This window comes from Pseudomonas sp. S37, assembly GCF_016658545.1.
GTDB lineage: Bacteria > Pseudomonadota > Gammaproteobacteria > Pseudomonadales > Pseudomonadaceae > Aquipseudomonas.
In genome coordinates this window covers 21,764-36,625 of the sequence record NZ_JACVZC010000027.1, presented here as the reverse complement: position 1 = coordinate 36,625, position 14,862 = coordinate 21,764, and the positions used below count along the sequence as shown (strand labels likewise).

At 62.7% G+C, this 14,862-nt stretch carries 11 protein-coding genes; 7 read left to right on the top strand and 4 right to left on the bottom strand.

Features of this window, described 5'->3' with window-relative positions; translation table 11 throughout:
* Positions 1-150: 150 nt before the first annotated feature.
* Genes IAE39_RS11720 through IAE39_RS11690 form a run of 7 tightly spaced genes read left to right on the top strand, consistent with a single transcriptional unit; the run spans position 151 to position 9,764 of the window.
* Positions 151-3,183: an ImcF-related family protein gene (locus tag IAE39_RS11720; RefSeq protein ID WP_236548533.1), complete on the top strand. Its 3,033-nt coding sequence runs from the start codon at positions 151-153 to the stop codon at positions 3,181-3,183.
* Positions 3,180-4,766, top strand: a complete 1,587-nt coding sequence (tssA, locus tag IAE39_RS11715) for a type VI secretion system protein TssA (RefSeq protein WP_201202458.1) — start codon at positions 3,180-3,182, stop codon at positions 4,764-4,766. Before IAE39_RS11720 ends, tssA begins: the two co-directional genes overlap by 4 nt.
* Before the next feature lie 23 nt (positions 4,767-4,789).
* On the top strand, positions 4,790-6,559 hold the full coding sequence (gene tssF / locus IAE39_RS11710; protein WP_201202453.1) for a type VI secretion system baseplate subunit TssF: 1,770 nt from the start codon (positions 4,790-4,792) through the stop codon (positions 6,557-6,559).
* Positions 6,523-7,614, top strand: coding sequence for a type VI secretion system baseplate subunit TssG (gene tssG, locus IAE39_RS11705; RefSeq protein WP_201202449.1), 1,092 nt, complete (start codon positions 6,523-6,525; stop codon positions 7,612-7,614). Before tssF ends, tssG begins: the two co-directional genes overlap by 37 nt.
* On the top strand, positions 7,595-8,131 hold the full coding sequence (gene tssJ / locus IAE39_RS11700; RefSeq protein WP_201202445.1) for a type VI secretion system lipoprotein TssJ: 537 nt from the start codon (positions 7,595-7,597) through the stop codon (positions 8,129-8,131). The genes tssG and tssJ overlap by 20 nt, the downstream gene beginning before the upstream one ends.
* A 4-nt stretch (positions 8,132-8,135) precedes the next feature.
* Positions 8,136-8,576 carry a type VI secretion system baseplate subunit TssE gene (tssE, locus tag IAE39_RS11695; protein WP_201202444.1) on the top strand — a complete coding sequence of 147 codons (441 nt, stop codon included), beginning with the start codon at positions 8,136-8,138 and terminating at the stop codon, positions 8,574-8,576.
* A gap of 21 nt (positions 8,577-8,597) precedes the next feature.
* On the top strand, positions 8,598-9,764 hold the full coding sequence (locus IAE39_RS11690) for an OmpA family protein (protein ID WP_201202436.1): 1,167 nt from the start codon (positions 8,598-8,600) through the stop codon (positions 9,762-9,764).
* 242 nt (positions 9,765-10,006) lie between these two features.
* Here IAE39_RS11690 and IAE39_RS11685 read toward each other — a convergent pair whose 3' ends face one another.
* The 4 genes from IAE39_RS11685 to IAE39_RS11670 form a co-directional block, all read right to left on the bottom strand.
* Positions 10,007-10,870, bottom strand: coding sequence for a sensor domain-containing diguanylate cyclase (locus IAE39_RS11685; protein WP_201202434.1), 864 nt, complete (start codon positions 10,868-10,870; stop codon positions 10,007-10,009).
* Positions 10,871-11,042: 172 nt separating this feature from the next.
* Positions 11,043-11,645, bottom strand: coding sequence for a sarcosine oxidase subunit gamma (locus tag IAE39_RS11680; RefSeq protein ID WP_201202430.1), 603 nt, complete (start codon positions 11,643-11,645; stop codon positions 11,043-11,045).
* Between the two features lie 3 nt (positions 11,646-11,648).
* Positions 11,649-14,552, bottom strand: coding sequence for a 2Fe-2S iron-sulfur cluster-binding protein (locus IAE39_RS11675; protein ID WP_201202429.1), 2,904 nt, complete (start codon positions 14,550-14,552; stop codon positions 11,649-11,651).
* Positions 14,549-14,854 carry a sarcosine oxidase subunit delta gene (locus IAE39_RS11670; RefSeq protein WP_201202428.1) on the bottom strand — a complete coding sequence of 102 codons (306 nt, stop codon included), beginning with the start codon at positions 14,852-14,854 and terminating at the stop codon, positions 14,549-14,551. The genes IAE39_RS11675 and IAE39_RS11670 overlap by 4 nt, the downstream gene beginning before the upstream one ends.
* Positions 14,855-14,862: the final 8 nt, after the last annotated feature.

Here is a 14,862-nt window from a genome sequence, read left to right as displayed (position 1 = left end):
ATTTTTGTTGTCGGTGTTTTTGTATTTATTGCAGGGGCCTGCGGCTGGATTTTCATACGTCGTATAGGGGGCTTGGCTTACGCCCGCTTAGTTGTAAAAAAAAGCGGCTTTGCATCGGAGAGCAAACCGGTGTTCGTTTCTCAGGATGATATGACTCCTGAAAATATCGCTAAAATTCGCTGGCTCTTGCACCAGCGCTACGGTTGGTTATGGCGCCGAAAGGTGGATTTGCTATTGGTGGTTGGAGGGCCCTCCGAGGTGAACTCCATTGCACCTGGGTTGGTCGATGAGCTCTGGCTGGAAGCGCGAAGCGTCGTACTGCTTTATGGGGGGAGCGTTTCAACTACTCTAGACACTCAGTTGCTCGAAAAATGGCGACGGCAGTTCGGTTGGCGGGGTATTGATGCGCTCGTCTGGGCGCTAACTGATCGTCAAACCGATGACCGCAGTTCAATGAGTAGCAGTTTTCGCCGACTGCAAGACATAGGCCGCTATTTTGGCAGGGCACTACCTTTGCACCTGTGGCGCGTCTGCGAAAGTGACTGGGAGCAGCCAGGGCGTAATGTGACAGCGGTCGGTTGTACGCTGCCAGGCCAACGATCTGTTGCTCACTGGGATGAACGTGTGGGCGACCTGCAACGCAGGATGCGCGAGCAGGGTTTGGCGCAGATGCAGAGCCGTGCGGACCACGACTTCCTGCTGCGACTTGCACGCGGCCTACAGGGCGACGGCGCAGTACTTTGGCGCCACGTGCTGGAATCATTGTCAGGTAGGGCCGTTCGAGGTGTACAACTCAGGGGCCTTTGGTTCAGCCTGCGGACTCGACGAAATTCGCCGAAGGTGCTTGAGCACCATTGGCCTGAAGATCCTGCTTGGTCTGGAGTTCTCAGTGACCGTTCTGCCCGACCTCGTAGATTGGGTTGGAACCCGCTAAGAATCGCCTACGCCTCGGCGCTCGGGCTAGCCGCTGTCTGGGGCATTGGTTTGTTGGTTTCATTCACCAGCAATCGTGTCGAAGTCGGCCGTGTGGAAGCTGCCTATCGGGCGCTGCAACAGCCAGAGGTCGGTAGCGATCCGTCGCACGCCCTGGCTGAGCTGGTACGTGAACTGTCCCGCCTGAGCTACCGCAGCGAGCATGGAGCACCTTGGTACCAACGCTTTGGCCTGAACCGCTCTGATGACCTGCGTACGGCGGTTTGGCCGCTGTATGTCGAAGCCAATGAACGCCTGCTTCGTGACCCGGTAGCGTCCGACTTGGAGAGACAACTCACCGCACTGGTCAAGCTCGCACCAGGTAGCCCGGCACGTGCTGAGCGAGCGCAGCAGGCCTATGCCCAGCTCAAGGCCTACCTGATGTTGGCCCGCCCGGAGAAGGCTGATGCAGAATTTCTGGTCGGAAGTGTGGGCGCAAACCAGCCAGCCATGTGGCGGTTCTACGCCGAGCACCTACCCAACCACCCGGAATGGGCAATCAAGGCCAACCCCAGGTTGATTGGCCAGGTTCGCCAGGTGCTGCTCGGTGAACTGGGGCAGCGCAACGCCGAAGCCACGCTGTACCAGCACGTCCTCGACACCGCCGCGAACCACTATGCCCCAATGGGCTTGCAGCAGATGGTCGGTGACACGGACGCAACCTCCCTGTTCACCAGCCGCGGTCAAGTCCCCGGCGTGTTCACCCGCGAAGCCTGGGAGGGCCAGGTCCGGTCTGCCATCGATGATGCCGCCAAGGCACGCCGTGAAGAAATCGACTGGGTACTGAGCGACAACGTGGGCGATGTCGCGGGCGAACTGAGCCCTGAGCAACTGAAAGAGCGGCTGACCGCACGCTATTTTCGGGATTACAGCAGTGCCTGGCTGGCCTTTCTCAACAGCCTGCGTTGGCAGCAGAGCACAAGCCTGCATGATGTGATCACCCAATTGACGGTGATGAGCGATGCCCGCCAATCGCCCCTGATCGCCCTGATGAACACCTTAAGTTACCAAGGCCAGGCAGGTGTCCGTGGCCAGGCGCTGGCCGACTCACTGATCGAGTCGGCGCAGAAGCTGGTCGGGCAGAAAGCCGCACCGATGGTCGACCAGCTTGTTCAAACCTCGGACGGCCCACTCGACAGCACGTTCGGCCCACTGATGGCCTTGCTGGGCAAAGACCTCGAAGGCCGATCCGGCAATGACCATCTGACCCTGCAAGCCTTCCTCACCCGCGTCACCAGCGTGCGACTGAAGCTTCAGCAGATCACCAACGCCCCAGACCCGCAGGCCATGACGCAAGCGCTGGCGCAAACCGTGTTTCAAGGCAAGGGCGTCGACCTGACCGATGCGCAGGCTTACGGCAGCCTGATTGCCGCAAGCCTGGGCGCCGAGTGGGGGCCTGTAGCCCATGCGCTGTTTGTGCAGCCGTTGACGCAGGCCTGGCAGCAGATCCTGCAGCCGTCTTCTGTTGGCCTAAACCGGGACTGGCAGCGCGCCATCGTCGATGAGTGGCACGCCGCCTTCGACAACCGCTACCCCTTTGCCGCTTCCAGCAGCGATGCATCGTTGCCCATGCTCGGGCAGATGATTCGCGCCGACTCCGGGCGTATCGAGCAGTTTCTCAATCAGCAGCTCAGCGGCCTGGTACGCAAGGAGGGCAGCCGCTGGGTCATCGATCCTCGGCAGAGTCAGGGCTTGCGTTTCAACCCTGCCTTTCTGGAAGCAATCAACCAACTCAGCCAGTTGGCGGATGTGCTCTATACCGACGGGGGCATGGGCATGAGCTTCGAGCTGCGCGGCAAACCCGTGCAGGACCTGGTGCAAACCAGCTTCGTGCTCAACGGCGAGAAGCATCATTATTTCAACCAGCGTGAGCGCTGGCAGCGCTTTAGCTGGCCAGGGCAGGGTGACCACCCCGGCATCAGCCTGACCTGGACCGGTATCCATGGTGGCGAACGGCTGTATGCGGACTACCAGGGCACCTGGGGTTTGATACGCCTGCTGGAGGAGGCCACCGTCACCTCGCTGGATGACGGCGACAGCCGCTTTCGGGTGGTACTGAGCGCGCCGGACGGCCTGGGCCTGACCTGGCACCTGCGTACGGAGCTGGGCGAAGGCCCGCTGGCACTGCTCAAGCTGCGCAGTTTCCGCCTGCCCAAGGACATCTTTCTTGTGGACGAAGCGCGTTTCGCCCAGAACGGAGGCCCGCAATGAGCCTCAAAAGCCTGGTCGCCAGTTGCCTGCCGGATCGCGACGCACTCGCCTTGGCCCGAGAACACGGCCAACGCTGGGAAGCCTGGTTGTCGCCCATCAGCGTCGACGCGCCCGTCGGTGAAGACCCGGGCTACGACGACGATTTTCAGCGCATGCGCGAAGAGGTCAACCGGCTCTCCGGGGCTGATGTAGAGCTGGTCGCACAGCTGGGGCAAAGGCTGTTGCAACATGCCTGCAAAGACCTGCGCGTCGCGACGTATTACCTCTGGGCTCGCCTGCACACCGATGGCGAGCCCGGGCTGGCGGACGGCTTGAGCCTGCTGGCCGCGTTGCTGGAGCGTTATGCTGCAGACATCCTGCCAGCGCGCCCCAACAGCCGGAAGATGGCCCTGGAGTGGCTGGCCGGCAGCCGGGTGCTGGCCAGGCTGTCGCTGTACCCCCAGGTGGTCAAGGCCGAAGTCCAGCGCACCGTGGCGGCACTGGTATGGCTGGAGCAGGGCTTCAGCAACTGGCCGGAAGACCACCGCCCACGCCTGGAAGGCCTTTACACCGCGCTGTCTACCCGCCTGGCAGTGGCGGGCGGCGTGGATGCGATTGTTCCGCAAACCAGCAATGAATCCGTGCCGAGCGACGCAGCCAACAGCCTGAAGCCGTCGTCGGTGAAGTCTGGGCGAGACCTGCTGGACAGTGGGCGTCAGTTGGCGAGCTACCTGCGCGATCAACCTGAGGGCTGGCTGGCCGCCCACCGGCTGATGAAGAGCCTGCGCTGGGACACTGTGCACCAGGTGCCACCGCAGGACGCCCAAGGTATTACCCGTCTGGCGCCCCCACGCGGCGAATACCGCGCCCAGCTCAAGCGCTTGCACGTGCAGCAACGCTGGAGCGAATTGATCGACGAGGCCGAGCGGATGTATGGCGAGGGCGTCAACCACTTCTGGCTGGACCTGCAATGGTATCTGCATCAGGCCTTGAGCAAATCTCCTCATCCGCACAGTAGCTGGGCAGCCATCGTCAAACACGACCTGAACACGCTGCTGCAGCGCTTGCCTAGGCTAGACACGCTGTATTGGTGCGATGGCTCGGCCTTCGCAGATGAAACCACACGCGAGTGGATCAACCAGCACGTCAGCGACAGCCACTCCGCGCAGTGGCTGCCTGCTGCAGCCTCGGTAACCCCAACGGCACCCTGCGAAATCCTCGCACTGGAACCCGAGGCGCTGGCACAAGCCGATGCCGAGGGGGTCGAGCAGGCGCTGGCCTGGCTGGCAAACCGGCCGGATACGCAGGCCGGGCGCCAACGCTGGTTGCTGCGCCTGCTGATGGCTCGGGTGGCCGAGCAATACGGCAAGGCCGAACTGGCTATTCATTTGTTCACTGAGCTGGATACCACCGCGCACCACCACGCGCTGACCGACTGGGAGCCCGAGCTGCTGTTCGAGGTCAAGGCACGTTTGCTCAAACTGCTGCGCTTGAAAGCCCAGCGCAACGATGCCGATCGGCCGGCCCTGGCACGGCAGATGGAGCAGCAGCTGGCGGCGTTGGTCGCCATTGACCCTGTACGTGCTGCGGTGCTGTGCAGCTAACTCACATTGATCAGGACCCTGTTTTGACTAAGGACAACCCAACCCTGCGATACTTTGATGCCGAGATGCGCTACCTGCGCGAAGCGGGTAAAGAATTCGCCCAGGCATTCCCGGACCGTGCGGCGCAGCTGAACCTGGACAAACCCGGCGCGCAAGACCCCTATGTGGAGCGACTATTCGAGGGCTTCGCGTTTCTGATGGGGCGCCTGCGTGAAAAACTGGACGACGATTTGCCCGAACTGACCGAGGGGTTGGTCAGCCTGCTGTGGCCGCACTACCTGCGCACCATCCCCTCGCTGGCCATTGTTGAGCTGATGCCAGATGTCAGCCAGATGAAGGGTAGCGAAACCCTTGCCAGGGGCTTCCAGGTGCTGTCTCAGCCAGTGGGTCCACAACGTACCCGCTGCCGCTATTCCACAACACAGGACTTGACACTTCAACCGCTCCTGCTGAGCGCCGTACGTCTGGACCATGAACCTGATGGGCGCGCGGTGCTGCGCCTGCGATTTGCCTGTGGGGACCTGGCCGACTGGAGTCGGCTGGATCTGTCCCGAATACCGCTGTACCTGAATGCTGATGCAGCGTTGGCCAGCGCATTGCATCAAGCACTGACCTTGAAGGTAAAGGCACTGTACGTGCGATTACCGGGCGAGGGAGAGCGCCAGATACTTGAAGGCCATTTCAAGCCCAAGGGCTTCGCCGACGATGACCGCCTTTGGCCCAAAGGCGACAGTGCCTTCAGCGGCTATCAACTGTTGCTTGAGTACTTCACCTTCCGTGAGAAGTTCATGTTCGTCACACTGTGCGGACTGGAGTCGCTTGCAATACCCGAGCAAGCCCCGTGGTTTGAGTTGGAAGTGGTGCTCGATGAAGCGTGGTCGCATGCCTTCATACCCAATCAGGATCACATTCGCTTGCACGCGGTTCCAGTAATCAACCTGTTTCCGCTGGAAGCCGACCCACTCAACCTGGATCCGCTGCAGAACGAGTACCTGCTTCGCCCGATGCGGCTGCAGGACGGGCACACGGAAATCTATTCCGTGGACAGGGTGTCCGGTTCGAAGAACAGTGTCCGGCAGGACTACGTGCCCTTCAGCAGCTTTCGCCACAAGGGCGGCATGCTCCGCGATCAAGCCCCGGAGCGGTATTTTCATACCCGCCTCAGGCAGGGCGCCAATGGCCTGCATGACACCTGGCTGATCCTGGGCGGGGAAGGCTTTGACAAGGACGTGCTGCTCCAGCGCAAAAGCCTGTCACTGCGCCTTACCGGGACCAATGGCCAACTGCCGCGCAAGGCGCTGCGCAGTACGTTGCTCGACGCTGCCGCGCAGTCCACCCAGGCCGGGCTGCAGGTGCGCAACCTGACTTCACCCACGCTTCCGAGCTATCCGCCGAATCGTGACCGTTTTCACTGGCGAGTGCTGAGCCATCTGGGCTCGAACTTCCTGCCCATGCTCAACAGTGCCGAAGTGCTGCGCGGCACGCTGGCCTTGTACGAGTGGACGGGTAGCGAAACCAATCGGCGTCGCCTGGAGGCCATCGTTGAGGTCAGGCATCACCTTACCCAGCGTTTCGAAAAAGGGTTTTTGCTGCGCGGCGTGGATATCGAGGTGACGATCGACAGCAATGGCTTTTCGGGGGAAGGGGACATTTGCCTGTTCGGTGAAATGCTCAGCCGGTTCTTCGCCTTGTATGCCGACATTCACTTGTGCACGCAATTGACGTTGATCCTGCAACCCACGGGGAGGTGCCTGCGATGGAGCGAACATCACAGTCAGCGTATTCCCGGCTGATGGCAGAAGGGCTTTTGCAAGTGCTGCAGGGGCAGGTTGCCTCGGCCAACGTGTATCGCGTGTGCCAGTTACTGGAGCAGGTACTGGCTGATCACCCGCCGTTAGGCAGTACCGCACACCCGGGTGATGACGGGGTTCGCTTTCGTCCCGACCCGGGCATGGGGTTTCCCGCAGGTGAGCTGAAGGCCATAGAGTTTGACGACACCTGCCCCGAACGCCCTATCACGATACGGACGCGGCTACTGGGTTTGTACGGCGTCGATTCGCCACTGCCAACAGCCTATCTGGACGACATCGCCCAGCACCGCGAGGGCCACGAAGCCGTAGAGGCGTTTCTCGACATCTTCAACCACAGGGTATTCACGCAGTTCTACCGGATCTGGCGCAAATACTCGTATCCCGCGACCTTTCAGGCGGGCGGCGGCGATACCACCTCGCAGTGCCTGTTGGGCTTGATCGGGCTCGGGATACCGGGTACGGCCGAGCGTATCGCCACGCCCATGTCACGCTTTCTGGCGTTGCTCGGCGTAATGCGCTTGCCCACCCGCAACGCCGAGGGCATTTCAGCGCTGGTCAGGCTGCTGGCTCCAGGCACACAGGCACATGTTTTCGGCCATTGGCCACAACGTGTGGTGCTTGAGCGGCCAGCCAGCCTGGCACTGGGCAGCCCGGTCAGTCTTTCCCAAGGCACACCGCTAGGCGCAGTCGGGCTTGATGCGAACAGCCAGGTGCGCCTGTTGCTGCACACCCATGACCCGGACGAGGCGTGCGAGTGGCTCCCTGGTGGCCAGTTGCTGCTCGACTTGCAAGTACTGCTGGAGGTGTACCTGGGGTGGCGCTGTACGGCCAGGCTACAGCTGTCGATTCCGCTGCGTCTGTTACCCGTACCGGTACTGGGCCGTACGCAAGCCAGGCTGGGGATGACGGCAGTACTGGGTTTGCCGGTGGACGAAGAAGCTACAGCCCACACCATCACCGTCAACCTGGGCCGTTATCAAGGCCTGAAAACGAACCCTTGCAACAGGGAGGTAGCACATGTGGCGTACCGCTTCTAAGCGCTTCACGGTCGTGGCGCTGGCAACACTGCTGGGCGGCTGTGGCCTCACCCAGAAGGTCGTGGACGGCACAGCCTCCACGGCCCATGCGATTTTCTACAAGCAAGTCAAAACACTGCATCTGGATTTCACCGGCCGTTCAGCAATGAATACTGACAGCATCGAGATGAGCGGGTTGTCTGTTCCGGTGCTGGTACGTGTCTACCAGTTGCGTGATCACAAGGCACTGGACCGGGCAGCCTACGACGATCTGGTCAGCCACGGCGAGCGCGTGCTGGGTGGCGACCTGTTGAACGAAAAGGCCGTAGTGGTCAAACCAGGCGAGGCGGCTCAGCTCAGCACGCCTATGAACAGGGAGGCTCAGTACATCGCCGTGATTGCCTTGTTCCGAAACCCAGATATGGAGGAAAACGCGTGGCGCCTGACCTTGCAGCGTGATGACCTCGACCCGGACCAGCCCAGAGTCGTTGAACTGGGTGACAACCGCTTGAAGTTGCGCCCGCGCACCGAGGACTGAACACATGATCGAGCCAAGCCCTTCGCTTTACGAAACGCTGATGCAGAACTTCAGCGGCGAGCTGGAGCTGCAGCGGGTCAGTGAGGATGACCAGTTGACGCTGTCGGTTCTGGACAATCTTCAGCGCATTCTAAACAGCCGGGCCGGAACGCTCGCCCATCTTCCTGATTATGGCTTGCCGGACATGGGCACAGTTCTGCAAGGGTTGCCGGCCTCTGCCCACGGTTTGATGAATGACATCGTGAGCACCTTGCGCAGGTATGAGCCGCGGCTCGAAGAGGTGCGCATCGAGTTGCTGACGCAGCGACGGCCAGGCCATCTGGAATACGCACTCGACGTACGCATCAAGGGCGGTGGTCGGGCCACCTTCGGGACCACGCTCGCACCTGATGGAAGGGTGGTTGTACGTCACCTGAAGCAGGAAGGCTATCTCACCAAGCCATAGACCTACAGACGAGGGGGCCAGATGACGGCGCTTTTTGAAATGCGGATTCGCCTGGGAGGCGACCCAGCCAGTTTTGATGAGTTCAACGTGTTGCGCGGCGAGTTGGCCAAGCTTGATCATCCCGCGTGCCCTGACGTCGACTGGGCAAAAGTCGAAGCATTGTGCTTGAGGCTCTTCGAGCGGAACGGGGTGGAGCTGCAGACGGCAGTGTCCTTTATCCTGGCGCGTAGCTACCGTGCGGGGCTCGCGGGTTTGACCGAGGGCGTGGCACTGCTCTGTACCCTCACGGATGAGTGGCCGCGCTTGTGGCCGGTGCAGGCGTCAGCCCGGCTCGATCTCATCGCCTGGTTGTTTGCTCAGTTGCATCCTCTGGTCCGAATGCTGGAATGGGGCGGATCGAGCCTGGCGACGTTGAGGGAACTGATCATTGAACTGGGGCGGCTGGAGCACCGCCTGGAGCAGCTTGCCCACGCCCCCTTGGCTTCGCTGAAGGTGTTTCGACAGCAGATCAGCAGCGTGATGCAGCGGGTGTCGGGAAGCAGGGACGTGCCGATGCCGCTTGCGTTGCAATCATGGGTATCACCCGCTGCGCCAGCGCTCAGCCCACCCATCGCCGCAGTTGTCTCAGCGCCACCGACCTACACCTTTGTGGTCGAGCCGGTGGTGCAGAAGCGCGCGGTGTTGCCGTGGCTGCTGACACTGACGGTCACCAGTGTCTTTGTTGGGTGGCTCGGCTGGCAAGAATGGGCATCCATGCAAGTCAAAGACGCCCCCATGCCTGAGCCGATCCAACTCGACAGCCTGAACCTGTTCGATCCGGGCAGTGCCGAGCTGAAGCCTGGTTCAACCAGGCTGCTGATAAATGCATTGGTTGGCATCAAGGCTCAACCGGGTTGGCTGATCGTGATCTCCGGGCACGCGGATGCGCGGGGTGATGCGATCAAAAACCTTGACCTGTCCCGTGCCCGCGCCTCAGCCGTGCGCGACTGGATGCAGCGTATGGGGAATATCCCGGACAGTTGCTTTGCTGTGCAAGGTGTCGCGGCCAGCCAGCCGGTCAGCAGCAACGACACCCTCGATGGCCGGGCGGAAAATCGTCGTGTGGACATTCGTCTAGTGCCAGAAGGCAACGCATGTGGCGAACTGGAGGCCGGGGGGCGTTCGGTCAGAGATGGTGGGGCGGTGTGAGGAGGGAGTCAATGCAAAAGGAAGAGCGGGTACAGGCACTGCACTACTGCACGCAGGCCATCGAACAGCATGCAGCAGAGAGGTTGTTGCGTGCTCGAAATGCTCAGTCGTGAAGCGACCCTGGTTGCGGAGATCGCCTCAATGCGGGCACAGGTCAAGCTTGCAGACAGACCAAGCACCCCCTGTTCCCGACACGCTGGCGTTGGCGCAAGCCTACCAGGACAGCATCATCGCAGCGTAGGTTAGCCGGCTGCGGAGCGCTGCCTCTTGATCCGGTACATGTGCCCGTCAGCATGGCGCAGCAGCATGTCGGCATCCGTGCCGTCTTCGGGGAAGCGCGCTACGCCAATGCTGCAGGAGGGCGCCTGGATGCCGGCCAGCTCGGCATCGAGCGGTTCGTCCATCACTGCCAGGATGTGCTGCACCTGCTCGGCAACGGCCTGCGCCGACGGGCAATCGGGCAGCAGCACGGTGAACTCGTCACCGCCCATTCGCGCCACCGTGCCGCTTGCCCCCACACAGCCTTCCAGGCGCCGGGCCAGCGTGCACAGTACCCGGTCGCCCACACTGTGGCCGTGGTTGTCGTTGATCTGCTTGAAGTCGTTGATGTCCAGGAACAGCAATGCCAGCGGGCGGTTGTGGCGCCGCGCCGCAGCCAGGGCCGTGTCCAGCCGTTCATTGAACATGGCCCGGTTGGCCAGGCGGGTCAGCGGGTCGTGATGGGCGAGGAAGCGCAGTTCTTGCTCGGCCTGGTGCTGAGCTGTCACATCCCGCGCCACGCCGATACGCGCCTGGGCCTCATCGGACCAGCTGGCGGCCCAGAGGATGTGCACCACACCGCCATCCTTGCGAATGTAGCGGTTGCGAAAGTCGTAGTGCGGCTGGCCGTTCATCACCCGCACGATCGAGGCGCGGGTGGCGGCCAGGTCGTCAGGGTGCATGTAATCGGTGATTGACGTGCCGACCAGTTCGCTGGCCCGGTAACCCAGCAGCGCTTCGCAGGCATCGCTGACGAAGACGATCTGGTTGTCCCGGTCGACCACGAACACCGTGTCGAGCATCAGGTGGATCAGCCTGGGGTACAACGCGTGCAGGTCTACGGGCATGGTTCAGGGCGTCCACGGCGGGGTGACCGATCATAGCCTGAAACAGCACTTGATGCGGTAGGCCCCCACAGGCTTCTGGCCCTTGCCATGCCAGTGGGGGCGGTTACCCCGGCTGTTGATTTTGCTTCCAGGCCCGCGATGGCTCAGGCGCCACAGTTGGCGGCCTCACCGTTTACATCAATTCATCCACCCCGACCCATCCACCGTTGAATTCATCCATGGCATCCAGCATCGCCTCGCGCAAGTACGCCAGCGACGCCCGATCAAACAGCAACTGCAGCGTCGACCGCTGATCACCACCGACATTCACCACAGTCACGTTGATCCGCGCCGCCGAAGTCTGCGCCACTGCGCCAACCGGGAATGCCCCAGCGCGCAAGTCCACCCCGCACAATTTGGCCATCACCGCACTGGCATGCACCCCCGACAGTTGCAGCCAGGCATGGCTGTCCTGACGCGGCAGCAGGTAATTGCGCTGGCCATCCTGCACCCACGCGGCTTCTTCGCCAGCCACCCGTGTACCGTCATCGGCCAGGCTGCCCAGCAGCAGGTACTCGGTCTGTGACAACCGTGCCACCCAGCCGCCATCCGCCTGGAGCACGGCCTGATTGGGCAACGATGGCAAGCGGTAGCCACGCGCCTGTAAATAAGCAGCGCTGTCACTGCCACGGAACCCGACCCGGGCCAATTCGGTCAGGTCAGTCAACGCACACGTGTGCAAGAGCTGCGCCCGTGGGCTGCGAGGAATAAACGCTTCGGCTTGCAAATGGGTCATGGCTCAGAGCTCCTGGCGCAGGTTGGCGGGGTCGTGGAATGGCAGTGGCACCACCTTGGCATTGACCATCACGCCGCCTTCCACACGGATCGGGATGTGCATGCCGGGTGTGGCCTGGTGGGCGCCGGCATAGGCCAGGCCGATGATTTGCCCGAGGGTTTGCGAGTACTCGCAGGAGGTGACGTTGCCACTGATGTCCGGGCCATCCAGTACCAGGTGACCTTCCAGCGGTTGCGGGCTGCCCTTGGGCAGCGTGAAACCGACCAGCTTGCGCTTGAGCGGCTGCGCTTCAAGGATCTCGATCGAACGCTTGCCGACGAAGAACGGTTTCTTGCGGCCGATGGCCCACTGCATGTCGATCTCCGCCGGGTGGGTCATGCCATCGGTGTCCTGGCTGATGATCACATGGCCTTTTTCCAGGCGTAGCAAGCGCTGGGTCTCGACGCCGAACGGGCGAATGCCCAGGCCGGCGCCGGCTTGCATCAAGGCATCCCACAGGCGTTCGGCGTGGCGTGCCGGTACGTGTATTTCGTAGCCTAGCTCGCCCACAAAACCGACCCGCAGCATCCGCGCGGGGATGCCGGCCACCTTGCCAAGGCGCACGCCCAGATAAGGAAAGGCCTCGGCCGACAGGTCGACATCGTCACAGACCTTGGCCAGCACCTGGCGTGACAGCGGCCCGGCCAGGTTGACCGCAGCCAGCGCGGCGGTGACGTTGGTGATATCCACGTCCAGGCGCCATTGCGCGTTCCACTTGAGCATCTGCTGGTAGATACGGTCGACGCCGCTGGTGGTGGCGCTGACGTAGAAGTGCTGTTCGCCCAGGCGGGCACAGACGCCGTCGTCGATCACCACGCCATGCTCATTGGTCATCAGCGCGTAACGGGTGCGGCCGATAGCCAGTTTGGCGAAGCCGAAGGTATACAGGCGCTCCAGCAGTTCGGCCGCATCCGGCCCGCGTACATCGAGGCCGCCCAGGGTGGAGACGTCGATCAGGCCAACTTTTTCGCGCACATGGCGGGCCTCTTCCTGCATGCAGCGCTCGCGGTCCTCGGGCTTGCCGTAATAGGCCGGGCGCTGCCAGATACCGGCGGGCATCATCTTCGCCCCAGCCTGCAGGTGGCGGCGGTGCATCGGCGTTTGTCGGTACGGGTCGAAGGCACGGCCAGCGACATGCGCGAGTTTTTCTGCCTGGAACGGCGGGCGGGCGGTGGTCACTCCGGTTTCGCTGATGCTGCGGCCGGTGGCGTGGGCAACCAGGCGCGCGGTAGGTAGCGCGGAATGGCGGCCCTGGGATGGCCCCATGCCAACCGTGGAGAAGCGCTTGACCAGTTGCACATCGCGGTAGCCGCTGCGGGTGGCGTTGACAATGTCGCGCACCTGCAGGTCTTCGTCGAAGTCGACGAAATCCTTGCCCTTGGGGTGCGGGAAGATCGGCCAGGGGAAGTTGACCCTGGGCTCGGCGCTGAACACTGGCAGCGCCGGTGTTGCAAGGCCCAGCGCCGCCACCGCTTCGGCAGCCCCTCGAGCGGCATCGGCCAGCACATTGGCCAGCGCGTGGCGGCCATTCACCGAGCCGGCGACATCCAGCCCGGCAGGCAGGTTGCTGATGGCGAACTCGTCGCGGTTGACGTCATAGGCCAGCTTGCCACCGGCCTGGCACAGCAGCTGATACACCGGCATGTAGCCTGCCGACATGCACAGCAGGTCGCAGGCTACGCGCAGGCCATGCGGGCCGACCTTGCCCTGGCCGGTGATCGGGCGAATGTCCACGCCACTGACATGGCGCATGCCGGCTTCGTGCAGCGCCTCGTACACGGTGCTGCCCAGGAGCACGGAGATATCGCGGCGCTTCAGTTCGGCGGCCAGCGCGGCATCGGCCGGCGCGGCACGCATGTCGACCACCGCCGCCACGGCCACGCCTTGCTCCTGCAAGTCGAGCGCAGCCAGGTAGCCGTCATCGTGGCCGGTCAGGATTACCGCGCGTTGGCCCGGCTTGACCGCATAAAGCTTCATCAGTCGTTGGGCGGCGCTGGTCAGCATCACCCCCGGCAAGTCATTGTTGCGGAATACCACCGGCTGGTCGAACGACCCGGCCGCCACCAGGCAGCGGCCGGCGCGCACCTTGTACAGGCGCTTGTGCTGGATCACGGGCAGGTAATTGTCGGTGAACCAGCCGTTGCAGGTTGCCTGCAGCAACACCTGAATGTTGGGGTGGCCCTCGACGGCGGCCAGCAGCTCCTGGCGCAGGCTGGCGGCGCGGGTGCCGGCAATGTCGAAGCGGGCGTAGGTCAGCGAACCGCCCAGTACGGGCTGCTGCTCGATCAGCAACACCTTGGCCCCGGCATTGGCTGCATCCAGCGCGGCACGCAAGCCAGCCGGGCCGGCGCCGATCACGGCCACATCGACAAACAGGTAGGCCTTGTCGTAGTACTGCGGCTTGAAGCCAAGGTCGAGCACGCCCAGGCCGGCCTTCTTGCGGATCAGTGGTTCCCAGACCTTCCACATGCCCTTGGGTTTGTAGAACGAGCGGTAGTAGAAGCCCACCGGCATGAAGCGCGAAAACTTGCCCAGGTAGGCGTCGCGGTCGTGCGTCAGGCTGCCGCTGAAGTTCTGCCCCTCCACCACCAGGCCGTCGCGGGCCGGTTCCATGTCGGCCAGCACGTTGGGTTCTTCTGGCAGTTGCACCAGGGTGTTGGCATCTTGCCCGGCCATGCTCAGCGGGCCGCGTGGGCGGTGGTACTTGAACGAGCGCGACAGCAGCCAGCGGCCATTGCCGAGCAGGGCGCTGGCAAGGGTGTCACCGGCAAAGCCCGGGCAGGCCTGGCCGTCGAATTCGAAGCGCAGGGGCCGCTCGCGGTCGATCAGCAGGCCCATGGGCGCGGGAAGGCGAGTGAGGCTGTTCATCCGGCGATCTCCGAAGTGGCGGCGGGGGTGAAGTCGACGCGGCAGTCGAACAGTTCCTTGGGGTCGAAGGTACGCAGCACCTGGTCGCTGACGGTGTGGCGCTCGGCCAGGAACCAGTAGCTCGAAGCGTTGTGCAGCCACCATTCGATGACCACGCCGGCCATGTTGTCGCTGTTGAACACGTAGTCGGCCCACTGGGCGTCACTGCAGCTGGCCGGGTCGGGCATGTGCTTGAATTCGCCGCCGTAAGTGAACTCGCTGATGTTGCGCGGGCCGTTCAAGGGGCAGATCAGGATCTTCATCGTCGTGT

Bases quoted from the DNA above. Each gene is read 5' to 3' on its own strand.
- IAE39_RS11690 (WP_201202436.1), top strand. From the start codon at position 8,598: ATGACGGCGCTTTTTGAAATGCGGATTCGCCTGGGAGGCGACCCAGCC.
- IAE39_RS11720 (WP_236548533.1), top strand. From the start codon at position 151: ATGACTCCTGAAAATATCGCTAAAATTCGCTGGCTCTTGCACCAGCGC.
- tssJ (WP_201202445.1), top strand. From the start codon at position 7,595: ATGTGGCGTACCGCTTCTAAGCGCTTCACGGTCGTGGCGCTGGCAACA.
- tssG (WP_201202449.1), top strand. From the start codon at position 6,523: ATGGAGCGAACATCACAGTCAGCGTATTCCCGGCTGATGGCAGAAGGG.
- IAE39_RS11680 (WP_201202430.1), bottom strand. From the start codon at position 11,645: ATGACCCATTTGCAAGCCGAAGCGTTTATTCCTCGCAGCCCACGGGCG.
- tssE (WP_201202444.1), top strand. From the start codon at position 8,136: ATGATCGAGCCAAGCCCTTCGCTTTACGAAACGCTGATGCAGAACTTC.
- tssA (WP_201202458.1), top strand. From the start codon at position 3,180: ATGAGCCTCAAAAGCCTGGTCGCCAGTTGCCTGCCGGATCGCGACGCA.
- IAE39_RS11685 (WP_201202434.1), bottom strand. From the start codon at position 10,870: ATGCCCGTAGACCTGCACGCGTTGTACCCCAGGCTGATCCACCTGATG.
- IAE39_RS11670 (WP_201202428.1), bottom strand. From the start codon at position 14,854: ATGAAGATCCTGATCTGCCCCTTGAACGGCCCGCGCAACATCAGCGAG.
- IAE39_RS11675 (WP_201202429.1), bottom strand. From the start codon at position 14,552: ATGAACAGCCTCACTCGCCTTCCCGCGCCCATGGGCCTGCTGATCGAC.